This window comes from Nostoc sp. DedQUE09, assembly GCF_034530915.1.
GTDB lineage: Bacteria > Cyanobacteriota > Cyanobacteriia > Cyanobacteriales > Nostocaceae > Nostoc.
On record NZ_JAVRCE010000034.1, the window covers coordinates 31239 to 47920 of the forward strand.

Sequence of the window (16682 nt, forward strand, 5' to 3'; positions counted from 1 at the left end):
ACAAATGACAAATGACAAAAAAATTGTTAATTGTAGATGATGAAGAACGAATCCGCGAATTAGTGCAAGCTTGTTTAGAAGACTTGGGAGAATGGGACACTCTGACAGCTGCATCAGGGTCAGAAGGATTAAAAATCGCCCAGACGGAACCTATTGATGCCATTCTACTTGATGTTTCTATGCCTGACATGGACGGATTTGCAGTCTACGAAAAACTTCAGGCGAATTCAGGAACCGAAGCTATACCAGTGATTTTGTTAACAGCGAAAGTCCAAGGGAGCGATCGCGCCCGTTTTGCCCAGATGGGAATTGCTGGGATTATCACCAAACCTTTTGAACCCACCTCTATTTGCAACGAAGTTAGTGAAATTCTGGGGTGGGACGATTAATAGTTAAGTTTGGTAACAAAATCTATATCTTTATTAGTTTTTTATTTTTGTAATGTATTTTTCTTGATTACAGATAAAAGTGTTTTTATCTGTAACTAAGAAAGGTATATGAAATAAAATGAACATGCTAGAGGAGGTAAATATAATCGGCAAAACGATATTGCTCATTGATGATGAACTGCATGTTCGTGAGATAGTAAAATTTTGCCTCCAAGATTTAGCTGGTTGGAATGTGGTGACAGCAGATTCTCCATTAGAAGGATTGCAGAATGCAGTACACCATACTCCTGATGCGATTGTATTAGATATCTCAATCCGCGATCTGGCTAGTTTTGAGTTTATGAATAAACTAAGAAATCATCCAGAAACTCAAGCTATTCCTGTAGTGTTGCTCAGTGCAAAAGCGCGATGGTTGGATTCGCAAATTTTGCGACAGTATCAAGTCGCAGGTGTAATACTCAAACCCTTTAATCCAGTTACCCTCCCGGCTCAGGTTGCTCAATTGCTGGGTTGGGATTTTACTTGACTAAAAGATTAAAGAAGAATGGGTAAAACATCCGTAAGAATTCAGAATTCAAAATTCAGAATCCATAATCCAGAATTAAGAAGATTTTGATACCTAAACTTAATAAGTTTAATAAAATCAAGAAGTTATTACACGCTTGATTTTACAAATATTCTGGCTCCTGACTCCTGACTTCTGAATTCTTACAAACATCCAATATATAGCAGGATTTGCAATTACTTAGAGTAAAAAAAATTCTTAGGGATGCACAGTTAGCTGTGCATCCCTAGCATGTATCTCATGCAAATGAAAATTTTTATAAATTGAAGTATAAATATCAAGGTTTAGCCTTTGAGCAGTTGGTTTGATTTTGAAGTTATTACCAACTATAGTAATCCTAAATCATTCCTAAGAAAAAAAATCGCTAAAATACTTATAGATACTTACTTTCTGCCTATAGATTTTCTCACGTTTCAATTCGGATTGCTATATCAAGTTTAAGCTTAACGTTTTAGGGAATTTGGCATAAAATTAAATACTAGAGAAAAATTTTACATCTAGCTAAGTGCATATACATAGATTATTGCTATGCTCTTCAATCGTCTATCGGGTTCTGAAATTGATTTAAAGCAAATCCTTGATCGAATTAGGATGCTGGTCGATCAAATTCATCAGTCACTTGAAGTGAGTGAAATTCTCAAGATTATTGTCAGCGAAGTTAGAACAACTTTAGAAAGCGATCGCGCCATTATCTATCGTTTTTTGCCGGATGGAGATGGAGTAATCGCAGAAGAGTCTGTAAGTAATGGATGGAAACCGATTCTAGGGCAATTAATTTACGATCCTTGCTTCAATGCGACATGGGTAGAGCGATATCGAGATGGAAGCGTTGGTATTGTTGAAGATATTCATACTACAACCCTTGACCCTTGCTACAAAAAACTCTTAACAGACTTACAGATTCGAGCTAATTTAGTAGTACCAATTTTAGTCAATAATCAAGAAGTTGATGGAGTTTCTAGTACATATCCTCATTTATGGGGCTTAGTAATTGCTCACCAGTGCAGTGGCTCGCGTCAATGGAGTTCTTTAGAAATTGAGTATTTCCAACTTATAGCCGCAGAGTTAGGAATCGCTCTTGGGGAAGCAGAACGCCATCAGCAAAGGGCTACATCCTGCCAAAAACTAACGCTGAAACTCAATCAAAACCTGAAAAATTTGACAGTTCAGCCAAAGTTGAAGTCAATTAAAAGAACTCTGTATCAGAATTTTAGAGGTTCCATTATCACAAGAACAGCATTGCCAAAGAATATATCAGTTGCAGACTTGATTGCATTTGACCGATTACAAACTCCAGTTTGGATTTATGATATTCAAAACTTGCAGATGTGGTGGGCGAATCAATCCGCTCTGCATATTTGGAATGCTCAAAGTCGAGAAGAATTGCTCAATCGCAACTTCAGTGATGTTTCCCAGTCTACTCACACTCGAATGCAAAGCTATTTGCAAGAATTTCAGCAAGGGAAAACCATCACTGAAAACTGGACATTTTACCCAGAAGGAAAACCTGTTTCTCTGCGCTGCATCTTTTCTGGAATTCAAATTGAAGAAGGGCGAATGGCGATGCTGGTTGAAGGATCAACAGAAGTTATCAATCAGATCGATCGAGAAACACTTAGATCGATTGAAGCCCTACGTCACACCACAGCGATCGTCTCCCTTTACACGATGGATGGTGTACCTTTGATGCAAAATCCGGCAGCCCTTCGCTGTTATCGGGATACCCTGCACCCTAACTCGTCAACTGAGAATATTTTCCTGAGTCACTTTGTTGACAAGAGTGTTGGACAACAAGCTATAGAGGCGATTAATTTCGGTGAGGTGTTCAGCATAGAGGCTCAGGTGTCCACCGCTGAGGGGATTCAATGGCATGGGATGGATATACGATCTACGCGAGATCCAGTAACGGGTAACTCCATCATCCTCGTCAACGAAAAGAATATTACCAAGCAGCAAGCTGCACTACAAGAACACCAGCGTGCAGAATCAGAATTGCGCTGGCGGGAAGCTTTGCTGCGTTCTATGACTGAAACTTCTTTGCTGGGATTTTTTGTTGTCGACAATCGTACCGATGAAATCCTCTATTTCAATCACCACTTCTGTAAAATTTGGGGCATCGAACATCTAGAAGACCAAATGCGTTTGGGTGCTTTAAAAAATAATGACATAATTCCTGATTGTATATCTTCAATTGTCGATGTATCGGCATTTGTCGAATCCTATAAACCGTTGCAGTCTGAAGAAAATCGTTGCACGATTGAGGATGAGATTTTATTTGTCGATGGGCGAACGATTCGCCGCTTTTCCAGTCAAATTCGGGATACTCAGGATCAATACTTTGGGCGGTTATACATTTTTGAAGACATCACCCCTCGTAAACAAATCGAAGCCGCACTCAAAACCAGTGAAGAAAGATGGCAGTATGCCTTGGAAGGAAATGGCGACGCAGTTTGGGATTTGAATGCTGAAACTAACGAAGTCTTTTTTTCCCGACGATGGAAAGAAATGTTAGGGTTTGCAGAGCATGAAATTGGAAATACCCTCAGTGAATGGGAACAACGGGTTCACTCTGATGATAAAGCGAGGGTTTACGAAGAGATTAGCAAGCATTTGTCTGGTGAAACCCAACAATATGTCAGTGAATATCGGATTAAGTGCAAGGATGGAACCTACAAGTGGATTCTAGATCGGGGTCAAGTTTCGAGTCGCGCCAAGAATGGTTTTCCCCTACGGATGCTAGGAACTCATACTGATATTACTGAACGTAAGCGTATGGAAGAAGCGCTGCGAGAAAGCGAACAACGCTATCGTTCCGTAATTACAGCAATGGCAGAAGGTATTGTCCTACAGCAATCCGATGGACGCATTACCACCTGTAATGACAGTGCCGAAAGAATTTTAGGGTTAAGAGCCGATCAAATGATGGGGCGAACTTCCATCGCTTTGCTATGGCAAGCTATTCATGAAGATGGTACTTCTTTTCCAGGTGAAACTCACCCTGCCATTGTCACCTTACGCACCGGACAACCCCAATTTAACGTGATTATGGGAGTTCATAAACCTGATGGCAGTTTGACTTGGATTTCAATCAATTCTCAGCCACTGTTTGAATCCGATGAATCAAAACCATCTGCGGTGGTGACATCATTTACAGATATCACAGACCGCAAACAGGCACAAATTGCCCTGCAACAGCAAACAGAACGGGAACGGATGGTCTATGCGATCGCTCAACATATCCGTAGGTCTTTGGACTTGGATGAAATCTTAAACACAACTGTTGCTGAAGTCCGACATTTTCTGCAAACCGATCGCGTCATCATCTATCGCTTTAACCGTGATTGGAGTGGCGTGATTGTCACGGAGTCTATAGCAGCAGGTTGGCAATCGATTTTGAATATGAAAATTACAGACAGCTATTTTGTCAAAATACAGGGACAGTCTTATCAAGAAAGTACGCTCAGAGTTACTCCAGACATCTACACCGCCGGCTTTGCCCCTTGTCATGTAGAGTTATTGGAAAAGTTGCAAGTTAGAGCCAAGCTAGTTGTACCAATTTTACAGGGCGATCGCCTTTGGGGTCTTTTGGTTGCTCATCATTGCAGCGCCCCGCGTCAGTGGCAACCTTGGGCAAGCGAACTGCTTCAGCAATTGGCAACACAGGTAGCGATCGCTATTCAGCAATCAGAACTTTATCAACAATTGCAGCGTGCCAATCAGCAGCTTGAAAATATGGTAATGGTGGATGAATTAACTCAAATCGCCAATCGCCGATGTTTTGATATTAAACTTAATTCTGCCTGGCAATATCTTTTACGAGAACAAGGTTTTGTCTCACTACTTTTATGCGACATTGATTATTTTAAACAATATAACGATACTTATGGTCATGCGACCGGAGATGATTGTTTGCGCTTTATTGCCCAAGCTTTCAAACAAAGTGTTAAACGTTCTAGAGATTTAGCTGCTCGTTATGGTGGAGAAGAGTTTGTTGTCATCTTGCCTAACACTGCTAGTGATGGGGCTTTTCACGTTGCCCAAGAAATTCATAAAGCTATAGAACAGCTAAATATTCCCCACGCGGCATCGCCTGTGAGGCACCGCGTCACCTTGAGTATCGGAATTGCCACAGTGATTCCGACATCTAATATGGTTCCTTTAGATTTGATTGAAGCAGCAGATCAAGCCCTTTATCAAGCCAAAGCAAACGGGCGTAATCGTTCTTGTATAAATAGACTGTCTTAGAGGATGTTTGAAAAGTCATGATTGATGTATCAAATATTTTTTTACCCCTCCCTAACCCTCCCCTTAGAAAGGGGAGGGAACTAGATTTTCCGGTTTCCCCCCTTTATAAGGGGGGATTAAGGGGGGTAAAAATGTGATAAAAATCACAGCCAAACACTTTTAAAACAACCTCTTAGAGAGTGAGCGATACTGCGGTTCTTGCCACCTTACGTTAATCAAGTAATTGTTAATATTTTCTAAAGTTTTTTAACTGCTTTCATTTCTTTATTAGTTCTTTATTTTCTGTTTATAAATTAAAGCTATTGGTAGTGAAGCCAAGAGCGAACTACTCCTTTGTGTTTAACTTTTTTTAATAAAACAACAATACTATGACAAACTGCCCTTGCTGCTCCAACCAAATGCTTCGTCACATTCGTTTACAAGAAACCTACTGGTTCTGCCGTCACTGCTGGCAAGAGATGCCTAACCTGAGTTTAGATAAAAGTACTTTAAATTTGACTATAAAAAATACATCATTAGTCAGAGAACCAATTTCAGTCAACCACAAACTTTTGAAAATGAACGTCAGAACAGAGCTTTGTGCCTAAGTGAATCAGGAAGCAAAAACAAGACTAGCTACGCCTATGCTTTTAGCTCGACTTTATCCAAAATTAAGAACTCGCTTTCTTTATCCGGCAAAAACCCTAGTTTTTTGGCAAATACTTTTTCAACGTCACAAATTATATATGAAATTAAAAAAGTAAAAATATTGCCATACTAAGGTTTCAGCTTAAGCAATCGCGTTGCGAAAAACATGGATAAAGTCGAGTTTAGAGGTTGTTTAAAACGCCACTTGCTTTAAGTCGAGAAACTGCAAGGGCGAAGTAGCTCTCCAGCTTATACAGTTTAAGATTTTTGGCGCTAGCTGAACTGTATTGGATTTTAACCACTCTCAACCATGCGAATATTAAATAACTCTTAAACCGTGTAATCAGGTACTCTTGCATCTTACTTAAGCCTGATATCTTCTTGGGAACAGCTTTGTTCTTGTCAGGTAGATTGATGAGTCGAATTAATGGATTTGTCGGGCGACGTAATTTCTTGAAATTCGCCAGTGTTGTAGGTATTGCAGCTACTACTTTTGGCGATAGCTTTTGGAATACAGAGCAAACTGCTGTTGCTGATATTCAGCCAGTTAACCCTAATTCAATCAGTCCAAATGAAGCCATCAGACGCTTGCTTGATGGTAATCAAAGATTTATCCATCAAAAACGTCAATATCCCGATCAATCACTAGAACATCTGCGATTAGTTGCGAAAGCTCAGTATCCTTTTGCGGTCATATTGGGCTGTGCAGATTCTAGAGTACCTGCGGAAATTGTATTCGATCAAGGACTTGGAGATTTATTTGTTGTACGAGTTGCGGGTAATGTTGTCAGTGACACGGTTATAGGTAGTCTGGAATACTCTACAGCAGTATTGGGTTCGCAGTTGATTATGGTTTTGGGTCATAAAAGATGTGGTGCAGTAGCAGAAGCAATCAAAAACGAACCACTTCCTGGCAGAATTGGTTTGATTATTGAGGGCATCAAACCATCTGTAGAAAGGATAAAGTTCCGAACTGGTGATAATATGCAAGATGCAGTTATAGCCAACATTCAGTATCAGACTGAAAAATTGCAGGAAAGCTCAACTATTTTAGCTAAATTGCTCAGTGAAGGTAAACTAAAAATTGTTGGTGCTTGTTACGATATTGACACTGGTAAAGTCAACATTATTACTTGAATATCTCACACTTTTTAGAGCTAGGTAATAAGTCAACGCTAATGCAAACTCACAAAAATTAAGAAAAATCTAAAAGCAAGGTACAGCCTAAGCTTCTAAAAAATAATCCCGGCAGAGGCTATATAACAAGGCCGACTGCCAGGAAGGTATAGTATATTCTGGCCATGTTTGATTGGGTTAGCGCTTATTTGTAAAAAATAATTGCGTATCCCTAGATACAATAACTAAATACTTTGGAAAACACAGTTAAGAAAAGTTACTAAATAGGTTAATTTCTAATTAAAACCGACAATTTTCCGAATGGGGAGATGAGGGAGTAAGGCAAGCAGGGGGCAAGGGAAGAATAAAAAATTACCTATTTCCTCTCTGCTACCTGTTCCCTGCCCCTCTGCCTCTTTCCAATCCCCAATGCCCCATAATATAAGAAAGCGCTTCACACTTCTTAAATAATCAGCTTTATTAGAACAATGGCGAGAGACTTGCGGGGATTCATTAAAATTTTGGAAGAAAGAGGACAATTACGGCGAATTTCAGCTTTAGTTGACCCAGACTTGGAAATTGCTGAGATTTCCAACCGAATGCTGCAAAAAGGTGGCCCAGGGTTGTTGTTTGAAAACGTCAAAGGCGCTTCCTTCCCGGTGGCGGTGAATTTGATGGGAACTGTGGAAAGGATTTGCTGGGCGATGAATATGCAGCATCCAGAGGAGTTGGAAACTCTGGGTAAAAAACTAAGTATGCTGCAACAGCCAAAACCGCCAAAGAAGATTTCCCAGGCAGTAGATTTTGGGAAAGTGCTGTTTGATGTGGTGAAGGCGAAACCAGGACGAGACTTTTTCCCCGCTTGTCAGCAAGTTGTGCTTCAAGGTAATGATTTAGATTTAAATAAGTTGCCTTTGATACGTCCTTATATTGGTGATGCTGGCAAGATTATCACGCTGGGATTAGTAATTACCAAGGATTGTGAGACGGGTACTCCAAATGTAGGTGTGTATCGTTTACAACTACAATCTAAAAATACGATGACGGTTCACTGGTTATCGGTGCGGGGTGGGGCGAGGCATTTGCGAAAAGCGGCCGAACGTGGGAAAAAATTAGAAGTTGCGATCGCACTTGGTGTCGATCCTCTAATTATTATGGCAGCAGCTACACCCATCCCTGTAGATTTATCAGAATGGCTGTTTGCAGGACTTTACGGCGGTTCTGGTGTGCAGTTGGCGAAATGTAAAACTGTAGATTTGGAAGTTCCCGCAGATTCCGAATTTGTCTTGGAAGGAACGATTACACCAGGAGAAGTTTTACCAGATGGGCCTTTTGGCGACCACATGGGTTATTACGGCGGCGTGGAAGATTCGCCGTTGGTACGCTTTGAGTGTATGACGCACCGGAAAAATCCGATTTACTTAACAACATTTAGCGGTCGTCCACCCAAAGAAGAAGCGATGATGGCGATCGCACTAAATCGCATCTATACGCCTATTCTGCGGCAACAAGTATCAGAAATTGTCGATTTCTTCCTGCCAATGGAAGCTTTGAGTTACAAAGCGGCGATTATTTCCATAGATAAGGCATATCCAGGACAAGCGCGACGGGCGGCTTTAGCGTTTTGGAGTGCTTTACCACAATTTACGTACACCAAATTTGTAATTGTGGTGGATAAAGACATAAATATTCGCGATCCGCGTCAAGTTGTCTGGGCGATTAGTTCTAAAGTTGACCCAGTGCGGGATGTGTTTATTTTGCCAAATACACCTTTTGATACCTTGGATTTTGCTAGTGAAAAGATTGGCTTAGGTGGACGGATGGGAATTGATGCGACTACAAAGATTCCGCCGGAAACAAATCATGAATGGGGTTCGCCTTTAGAATCCGACCCAGATGTGGCGGCGATGGTTGAGAGACGATGGGCAGAGTATGGTTTGGCAGAGTTGCAGTTAGGAGAAGTAGACCCAAATTTGTTTGGCTATGATATGAAGTAACCTGTTATAGATCAATACAGTTTAGATAGAGCAACAAAACCCTAATGTAGAGACGCGATTTATCGCGTCTTGAAGTTTATGTAGATTTGGAGATATCAATAAGACTCCAGCCTTGGGTACTGATGCCAGAAACTTAAAGAAATGATGACAAAAAAAGTGAAAAATCCAGCATCAAAGTTAGCGATCGGATTGGCATTCAGTTGTATTAGTGTGATACTCAATACTGGTATAGCTAGTGAAATAAGTTTAGCGAAATCAAGTGATTCTCAAAAGTGCGATATTTTTGCCTACGTCACCGATACAGATTCCCAAGGGTTAAATGTACGGAGTGGTGCAAGTACAAATAACGTCATTATAGGGCAAATACCCATTAAGGAAACAGTTCAAATTATTGGTGCTGCTGGAAATTGGGTGCAGATTACTAATGCTAGCAATGGTTTTCAAGGAACTGGATGGGTATTCGTGCCAAAGTTAGGCTTAACAACGCGAGGCTACGGTACTAACGGCGTGGATTTCTATGCTAGTAGCAGTCAAAAAAGCCAAAAACTGAGAAGAATTCCTGCTAATACGCCCGTCAAATTGTTAGGCTGTCAGGGAGATTGGGCACAGGTAGAATATCAAGGTGTTAAGGGTTGGTTGACAAGGGAAGAACAATGTGGTGCAGCCCTTACTAGTTGTTCTTAGAACCCTACCATAATCTGCAAGTAAAGAGTAGGGTATTTCATCCGAAAAAATAAAAATTGCGATCGCAATATTACCTTGGTTTTTCCTTAACGATTGATACATATTGCTAGAAAATTAAAGAGTAATTTTTGACATGGTTATTCTCAGAGTTCTGAGAATAACCATGTCACGAAATCAGGAAGAATGCCTTGCCCTACTTGAGCAAATTCGCTGGGGTGGAAAGCCAAAGTGTCCATATTGCGAATCTACTAATTCCCGGAAATTGAAGAATGAATGCAGATACCAGTGTAACGAGTGTTTTACTTCATATAGCGTTACAGTTGGTACTATGTTCCACAAAACTCATGTAGAATTACATAAATGGTTTTTAGCGATTCACCTTGTACTGAATTCACCAGGGGGTATCAGTGTACGTCAGCTTGCTAAGGAAGTTGGAGTTAACAAAAACACAGCTTGCTACATGATTGAGCGTATCCGTCAAGCAATGACTGAGGAACCGGAACTGCTACAAAAGCTCATTGCTCTCAAAGTTAACTAGGTTTATAGCTTCATGAATTACCAAACTCATAAAAACCTTATATAGTAAGCCTAGCTATTGTAGATTGGTTAGTCAATCATATCTTAAGGGCAAACTATCGATATTTCCTGACCTATCTAAATAAATTTACAAGGAGTGCCTCAATGACTTGGAAAGAGAAAAAAGTGGCTTCATTTTTAGCTGGCTTCTATACCATTGCGGTTTTTCTTGGTGGTTTCAAGTTTGATGAAATTACCAACTTTATTAACCCACCATCTGCTACTCCAACAGCCCCTAGTTCATCCAGACCAAGTTTGATAAATATTTTATTTGCTCTTTTATTCTCTGGTGGAGGAATGTTTGCATTCTTCGAGGCTGTCATTAATGCAGAGTCAGAGACTAGAGCAAATAAAAATTCAAGCGAGTTTCAGAAAAAAATAGCAGCTGAACTAAAAAACATAAAAACAAGATTGGAAAAGTCAAATAATATTCCGTTCTCTGAGCGTCAAAGAATTGTCAATGATATTGATAAAATAACTAAAGAGACAATTGAAAAATTTAACAAAAAAAAGGATGCCACAAGAGAAATTGTAAAATGGATAGACAAGATAGAACGTAAACGCTTACCTAATGGAGAGATTCGAGACTTACATAATGGGGTGCTTCTAGCAGACAAAGGAAGTTCCAAAGCAATCTCTGAGTGTAAAATACCCGAAGGCAAATACCAGGAAGATTTCAAAATTGATATTCGTAAATGTATGAATTGGTTACGAGATAATCTTGAAGCTTATGAAGACTTAGATGTTACGCAAGAACAACTTGCTTCACTACGTTCAATAATACCCCATGTTGGGGGTATTAAGCCTTATCAAGTCGCATTCAAACTTATTGAAGACGATCTGGAATCTAAGTCTGGCAATACAGGTGTCACAACAGACCTTGTGAGGTTTATAATCGGAAAACTATCATGATTTTAATCTTCCTGAATAATTGGATAAGCATTGCTTTGACCATTGATTAAGATTGTATTATATCGAAGTATGTGGTTGAAAAAGTGACTTGATATTATCGAAAAGACTTTTGTTTTGTTTTGTAGATATAGGAGTCTTAGATTCAGAAGTGTAAGGAAGTCCTTGGTATCTATCAAGATTTGGACTTTGTTGGGATTTATTGGCATTTTGTTCAATTTCAAAAGTTATCTCTTCGATCAAAGCTTCAAATGCTTTTACAAGCTCTCCAGTATCTGTTGATGAGAGAGAATCTTTAATCATTTGTAGTGCCTCTTTAAGTGTTGATAAAAATTCTAAATTATAGTTTGTGTTGGGCATTTGAGGTACTGGAGTTTTAGTTATTCAAGTTTAGAGAGATATCTGTGACTATGCAGTATATAAGATGTGTATGGTAGTAACTAATTTTTATTTTTATTTCATTTAAATATTATGTGTTTGCTTTGAGAAAGTCTCGACCTTTAACTAGGACACCACTTTGTTTGTATTTCTTAATTACATTCAAGGGAAGATATGCTAATAAGTTTAATTAGCAGTGCGATCAGACCTCCTCAGCAAAAGCGATCACACGCCCGTTATCAAATTCAACTTACAGCCAAGATTCGCAAAATAACTCCCTCACTTGTCTCATCCGCTCAAAATCGCTGTCTTGTGAGACGATGGTCAAATGATGACGCAAAGCGATCGCATACACACCCAAAAACCACATAATTAGCCCCCTCCTCGCTTGCGGGGAGGGGGTTGGGGGTGGGGTTCTATCTCTGCAACCAAGCACCAATATCCTGCAACACCCCCTCCATCCTCTCCAGAACATCCTCATTTCTAAATCGCACAACCTGCAACCCCAAACTCTCCAAAAATTCTTGACGTATCGCATCTTCCTGTTGGATGTAGTCATGAATTTCTCCATCCACTTCCACCACTAACCGCGCTTCATTACAGTAAAAATCGACGATAAAACGGTCAATTGTTTGCTGACGGCGGAACTTGAAACCCAAAAGTTGCTTGTGTCTTAATTTCTCCCAAAGTAGCTTTTCTGCTGGAGTTGGTTCACACCGCATTTGTCGCGCTAATGGTTTAAGCTTTTTCCAAAGTTCGTGTGGGGTTTGCCAAGGGTATCCCGGAACCCCACCCCCTAACCCCCTCCCCGCAAGCGAGGAGGGGGGACTGGCGTCGGTGAAAAGCTTGGGGTTTTGATTTTGGGCCATTTGCGATCTTGGTGGTTAGCTAATTAATATTTCATGTATTATTCCCAGCGATCGCACTGTCCCAACTCCTCAAATTTTAATGTATTAAGTTAAATTAAGAATTATTGCAAAATAGTAAACAATTTTTGGGAATATCACCCAAGCTAATTAAAAGGTTTACGCCGAATGGATATTTTAATAGAATAATCTCATCAAAAGATTCGCAGAAATATAAATGGACTGGATTACACTACTGCGATCGCTACAGTCTGATTTTATTAAAAGGTTAGCATCTGGTTGTCTGCTTCATTGTGAAACAGAAGGTCAATATAGTGAATTAACTATAATTTCTGGAGAGAGGTTAAAGGCACTACGGGAATTTTGCTGGCAGATGGCTGAAAAATATAAGCGTGTTTTACCAGTGCGTGATGTTTTTCTTAGCTATCTCAAAGGTAAGTTAGGTGAGGAAGTTGTCAAGGAACGTTTAGCTGATTTTATTACCGAAGTCGATTATGAAAAGCGATTTGGCGGCGATGGTAATATAGATTTTACCTTGACTTCTGACCCATCTATTGGTATTGAAGTTAAATCTCGTCATGGTCGCATTGACAGAGTTAGATGGTCAATTAGTTCTGAAGAAGTTGAAAAAAATGCAGTTGTAGTTTGCATTTTGATTCAAGAAGATGTCAGTGAAGCACAATCTGAGTATCACCTTTTTTTGGCTGGCTTTCTCCCAACCCGGATGATTAAGTTGAAGACTGGTAAAATTTCTTTTGGGATAGAACAATTACTATATGGTGGTGGTTTATGGTGCTATCTAGAACAGTTACAATCTTCTATCAATAATTCTTCTCGGCAACAACCACCAATTTACAAATATGTCCCGAAACAGGATATATCATTTAAGCCAACTATTAATCAGGTGTTCAAATCTCCTTTTAAACCTGAATATAGTGATGAAGATTTAAATATACTTTATATAAAAAGGGGCGATGAAAATTTCGAGAAAGGAGAATATACAAATGCTATTGATAATTACACTCAAGCCTTAAAAGTTAACAATAATGATATTAATTTATATTATAAACGAGGTTTAGCCCACTATCAAATAGGAGATTATGAAGCTGCGATCGCAGATTATTCTCAGGCAATCCAGATGAATATTCATGATGCTAAATCTTACAATAAAAGAGGTTTAGCTCTCTATCAACTGGGGCGATTAGAGGAAGCAATTAATGATTATACTCAAGCTATTAGAATTAATCCTAATGTTGCCGTAACCTATAAAAATCGTGCTGAAGCTCGTTCTCATGTTGGAGATAACCAAGGAGCAATTGAGGATTATACTCAGGCTATTAAAATTAACCCTCATTATGCTGATGCTTATAAAAACCGTGGGATTACTCGTTATTTATTAGGCTCTCAGCCAGGATTTCCTCAAGCAATCAAGATTAATCCTCAAGATGCCATAGCTTATAAAAAACGTGGGAATGCTCGTTCAGATTTAGGAGATTTTGAGGGCGCAATTGAAGATTATACTCAGGCAATCCAGATTAATCCTAAGTATGCCGATGCTTACTATAACCGTGGGAATGCTCGTTCAGATTTAGGAGATTTTGAGGGCGCAATTGAAGACTATACCCAGGCAATCCAGATTAATCCTAGTTATGCTGATGCTTATTATAATCGTGGGAATATTCGTTTAGAAATTTCAGATAAACAGGGAGCAATTGAAGATTTTCAAAAAGCGGCAGATATCTATCGTCAAGAAGGTAAACTAGAAGCACTCAAAGACACACGAGAAATAATATTAGATTTAGAAATAGAAGAATCAGTAGATATTTTAAACTTCTAGATAAATATTATATTAAGTAGCTTCCAAAGTTTGTATAGCATCTGGGTGATTTTAGTTTATTTAGTTAATATTATTGCTGATGACTTGTATCTACCATTTGACTTGAATCAGCAATACCCGAATTCGGATTATCGAGTTTTGCAAATGAGCGAACCTACCGTTTATTTTTTTTTATAGCCACTAAAACAGCTATACTTAGTATAGCTAAAATTAGGGAAGACTCAGGGATAGGTGTTATAGAAAAAGAAGTGAGGGGATAACCTGTATAATAACCTTGCTCCCCTATTTCTAAGTAGTCATAAGTGTAAAACACATTATATGACGCTCCTCCTACGGTGTAAGCAAATCCGAATTCATCCAATTTCGGAGTTTCAGCGAATAAGAGATTGTCATTGTCAAGAAATGAGCCTGGAGATAATAAAGACTCTATTGGGTTGCCATTTCTTGTGCCAGTAATATCTACAATTTCATAACTATTTGTCGCTGAATCGTAGGGGTTAGTTGTTAATTTTCCTGCGACTGTAACAATGTCATTTGGATCAAGCACACTCGTACCAGAGTAGGAAAAATTAAAAATTGCCGCTGAAACAGGAGCCATCATATTTGTTAAAATGCAGACCGTACTAGTGATAGTAACTGCGAGCTTTCTATCAAAATTCATTCCATTTTCCCTTTTATTTCAAAACACGATTAACAAGGATTTTGCATCACTACTTATTTGTGTAACTAATAACTGCTGGTAAAGGCTACGGCAGCACGTCAAAGGGTAGCATCATGTCGTTATCTTCGTGATTAAGCATGTGGCAGTGCCACACGAAGCGTCCAGTAAATGAATTGCCAAAAGGTAAGTTCGCTGTGGCTTTAGCACCGAAGGGAACTATCAGACGAACAACCTCAAACGGGTTGACTACCACAGTATCCTTCCAGCCAGCTTCGTTCGCTGCTGGTGGTTTTGCTAAACCTTTTAAATAGGGAGTAGGGTCGAGTGGTGGATAATCATAAGGCACTGTATCTCCACCAGGTGCATGGTGCATAAGTACTTTACGCGGCCCAGTAGCTCTGTATGCTGCCGAGTATGCAGTATCATTAATCGATTGGCGGTTGAGGATTTGAAATGGCACTAGATGTAGGTGCATTGTGTGGGCGAATGGCTGTAGATTGATGAAGTTCCACTGCTCTACTGTGTCTACTTGTGGTTGCTCCCTCAATTCTGGGTGGTTGGCTGCTTCATGCCAGTAAACCGCGTTGAGCATCATCGCTAACACCTGAAAGTTAGAGTTCAAAATATCTGTTAGAACCAGGTTGCGCTGTTTTACTGGTTTGGTAGCAATCTTTGTTATCAATGGATTCTTTACTCGCAACCGTGTGGAAATAGCTTTAGGAACAGCAGCGCCGCGATTCACCGTAAACTGCATGATTTCTGGCATTCTAAAGTAACCCTGGTCAATGACCGTAGCCAAACCCTTGGGATACGGTGCCGCAGCGTCATTTTGTAATACAATCTTATCTCCTGGCAGACTTGTAGAAAAATCGATTAGCACATCAGCTCGTTCACCAGGTCCCAGCAGTAACTTAAGCAAATATACTGGAGCGTTCAAGAATCCTCCGTCACAGCCAATTTGAATTAGTTGCTGATTTGACGACAGCTTAAGTCTGAAGAATCGGGAGTTTGAAGCGTTGACAATGCGAAAGCGGTACAAAGTTCGGTCAACATTGAGGTTTGGCCAAGCCTTGCCGTTGACGACAGCAACATCACCGTAAAACTCATGATCCCATTTTGCTGGAAAGGACATCGAACCATCGGAATTGAACGAATGATCTTGTAGTATCAAGGGCACTTCATAGGGCGCTCCAGCAGGGATACCAAGAGGGCCATTACCACCTATAGGATCGTCCTCATCCCGAATCAGATACATCCCAGCCAGCCCGGCTTGGAGGTTCAAGGCAGTCATGCCAAGGGAATGGTCATGATACCAGAGTGTCCCGGCTTCTTGATTGTTGTTGTAGTTGTACACATTGCTTTGTCCGGGCAGGTACGTATCTTCTGGATAACCATCGCTGTCAGGTTCGGTATTGCTGCCGTGTAAGTGTATGACTGTTCGTGGGTTAGTTATGTCCGACGTATTGACACCATGTAAGCTTGTATCAACTGACCCAGCTAATGGATGAGTACCGAGTTTGTTGAATGCCCGAATCCTAACGGGCGTTCCCCTTGTTACCTCGAAAGTGGGGCCAAGATAAGACAATCCGCCGTAACCCCAGGTGGTAAAAGACCCTAAGCTGTTGTGGAACGAGTGTTTACCTGGTGCAATATCTAAGGTACTAGGTGGTGAAATCGGGTATGAAATGGGCAGCGACTCGGTAAATTTTGAGAGTCGAGGCGAGGCTGCATAGGTTCTCTTTGCTTTGAGTACTTCGGGAAGCAGAACTCCTACTCCTAAACCTGCGCTCATCGTTAAAAATTGCTTTCTAGTTAACATTTTTGGTTGTGTT

Annotated in this window: 14 protein-coding genes; 10 read left to right on the plus strand and 4 right to left on the minus strand. The window is 40.1% G+C overall.

Going from position 1 to position 16682, the window contains the following annotated elements:
* The first annotated feature begins 11 nt into the window (after positions 1-11).
* From RMY27_RS20910 to RMY27_RS20950, 9 genes are all read left to right on the plus strand, one after another.
* Positions 12-389, plus strand: a complete 378-nt coding sequence (locus tag RMY27_RS20910) for a response regulator (RefSeq protein WP_322666389.1) — start codon at positions 12-14, stop codon at positions 387-389.
* Positions 390-507: 118 nt separating this feature from the next.
* Positions 508-915, plus strand: a complete 408-nt coding sequence (locus RMY27_RS20915; protein WP_322666390.1) for a response regulator — start codon at positions 508-510, stop codon at positions 913-915.
* Positions 916-1482: 567 nt separating this feature from the next.
* Entirely contained in the window at positions 1483-5199 is a 3717-nt protein-coding gene (locus tag RMY27_RS20920) for a diguanylate cyclase domain-containing protein (protein WP_322666392.1), read from the plus strand.
* Positions 5200-5597: 398 nt separating this feature from the next.
* Positions 5598-5786, plus strand: a complete 189-nt coding sequence (locus tag RMY27_RS20925; protein ID WP_322666395.1) for a hypothetical protein — start codon at positions 5598-5600, stop codon at positions 5784-5786.
* A gap of 454 nt (positions 5787-6240) precedes the next feature.
* Positions 6241-6963, plus strand: coding sequence for a carbonic anhydrase (locus RMY27_RS20930; protein WP_322666397.1), 723 nt, complete (start codon positions 6241-6243; stop codon positions 6961-6963).
* Between the two features lie 467 nt (positions 6964-7430).
* Positions 7431-8939, plus strand: coding sequence for a UbiD family decarboxylase (locus RMY27_RS20935; protein ID WP_322666399.1), 1509 nt, complete (start codon positions 7431-7433; stop codon positions 8937-8939).
* A 144-nt stretch (positions 8940-9083) separates the two neighbouring features.
* Positions 9084-9623 carry an SH3 domain-containing protein gene (locus RMY27_RS20940; protein WP_322666467.1) on the plus strand — a complete coding sequence of 180 codons (540 nt, stop codon included), beginning with the start codon at positions 9084-9086 and terminating at the stop codon, positions 9621-9623.
* Positions 9624-9786: 163 nt separating this feature from the next.
* Positions 9787-10161 (plus strand): IS1595 family transposase, encoded by a 375-nt coding sequence (locus tag RMY27_RS20945; RefSeq protein WP_322666401.1) that lies wholly within the window; start codon positions 9787-9789, stop codon positions 10159-10161.
* 143 nt (positions 10162-10304) lie between these two features.
* A complete protein-coding gene (locus RMY27_RS20950; protein ID WP_322666402.1) occupies positions 10305-11111 on the plus strand; it encodes a hypothetical protein in 807 nt (268 codons plus the stop codon).
* Between the two features lie 57 nt (positions 11112-11168).
* Here the strand turns inward: RMY27_RS20950 and RMY27_RS20955 are convergent, their stop codons facing one another.
* Entirely contained in the window at positions 11169-11468 is a 300-nt protein-coding gene (locus RMY27_RS20955; protein ID WP_322666404.1) for a hypothetical protein, read from the minus strand.
* Positions 11469-11902: 434 nt separating this feature from the next.
* Complete coding sequence (locus RMY27_RS20960; protein ID WP_322666406.1) at positions 11903-12355, minus strand: endonuclease domain-containing protein; 453 nt, start codon at positions 12353-12355, stop codon at positions 11903-11905.
* 214 nt (positions 12356-12569) lie between these two features.
* On the opposite strand from RMY27_RS20960, the gene RMY27_RS20965 reads away from it, so the two are divergent.
* Positions 12570-14189, plus strand: a complete 1620-nt coding sequence (locus RMY27_RS20965; protein WP_322666408.1) for a tetratricopeptide repeat protein — start codon at positions 12570-12572, stop codon at positions 14187-14189.
* 154 nt (positions 14190-14343) lie between these two features.
* Here RMY27_RS20965 and RMY27_RS20970 read toward each other — a convergent pair whose 3' ends face one another.
* Together RMY27_RS20970 and RMY27_RS20975 are read right to left on the minus strand one after the other, a co-directional pair.
* Positions 14344-14850 carry a hypothetical protein gene (locus tag RMY27_RS20970; RefSeq protein ID WP_322666410.1) on the minus strand — a complete coding sequence of 169 codons (507 nt, stop codon included), beginning with the start codon at positions 14848-14850 and terminating at the stop codon, positions 14344-14346.
* A gap of 85 nt (positions 14851-14935) precedes the next feature.
* Positions 14936-16642, minus strand: a complete 1707-nt coding sequence (locus RMY27_RS20975) for a multicopper oxidase family protein (protein ID WP_322666412.1) — start codon at positions 16640-16642, stop codon at positions 14936-14938.
* Positions 16643-16682: the final 40 nt, after the last annotated feature.

Bases quoted from the DNA above. Each gene is read 5' to 3' on its own strand.
- RMY27_RS20910 (WP_322666389.1), top strand. From the start codon at position 12: ATGACAAAAAAATTGTTAATTGTAGATGATGAAGAACGAATCCGCGAA.
- RMY27_RS20915 (WP_322666390.1), top strand. From the start codon at position 508: ATGAACATGCTAGAGGAGGTAAATATAATCGGCAAAACGATATTGCTC.
- RMY27_RS20920 (WP_322666392.1), top strand. From the start codon at position 1,483: ATGCTCTTCAATCGTCTATCGGGTTCTGAAATTGATTTAAAGCAAATC.
- RMY27_RS20925 (WP_322666395.1), top strand. From the start codon at position 5,598: ATGCTTCGTCACATTCGTTTACAAGAAACCTACTGGTTCTGCCGTCAC.
- RMY27_RS20930 (WP_322666397.1), top strand. From the start codon at position 6,241: ATGAGTCGAATTAATGGATTTGTCGGGCGACGTAATTTCTTGAAATTC.
- RMY27_RS20935 (WP_322666399.1), top strand. From the start codon at position 7,431: ATGGCGAGAGACTTGCGGGGATTCATTAAAATTTTGGAAGAAAGAGGA.
- RMY27_RS20940 (WP_322666467.1), top strand. From the start codon at position 9,084: ATGACAAAAAAAGTGAAAAATCCAGCATCAAAGTTAGCGATCGGATTG.
- RMY27_RS20945 (WP_322666401.1), top strand. From the start codon at position 9,787: ATGTCACGAAATCAGGAAGAATGCCTTGCCCTACTTGAGCAAATTCGC.
- RMY27_RS20950 (WP_322666402.1), top strand. From the start codon at position 10,305: ATGACTTGGAAAGAGAAAAAAGTGGCTTCATTTTTAGCTGGCTTCTAT.
- RMY27_RS20955 (WP_322666404.1), bottom strand. From the start codon at position 11,468: ATGCCCAACACAAACTATAATTTAGAATTTTTATCAACACTTAAAGAG.
- RMY27_RS20960 (WP_322666406.1), bottom strand. From the start codon at position 12,355: ATGGCCCAAAATCAAAACCCCAAGCTTTTCACCGACGCCAGTCCCCCC.
- RMY27_RS20965 (WP_322666408.1), top strand. From the start codon at position 12,570: ATGGACTGGATTACACTACTGCGATCGCTACAGTCTGATTTTATTAAA.
- RMY27_RS20970 (WP_322666410.1), bottom strand. From the start codon at position 14,850: ATGAATTTTGATAGAAAGCTCGCAGTTACTATCACTAGTACGGTCTGC.
- RMY27_RS20975 (WP_322666412.1), bottom strand. From the start codon at position 16,642: ATGAGCGCAGGTTTAGGAGTAGGAGTTCTGCTTCCCGAAGTACTCAAA.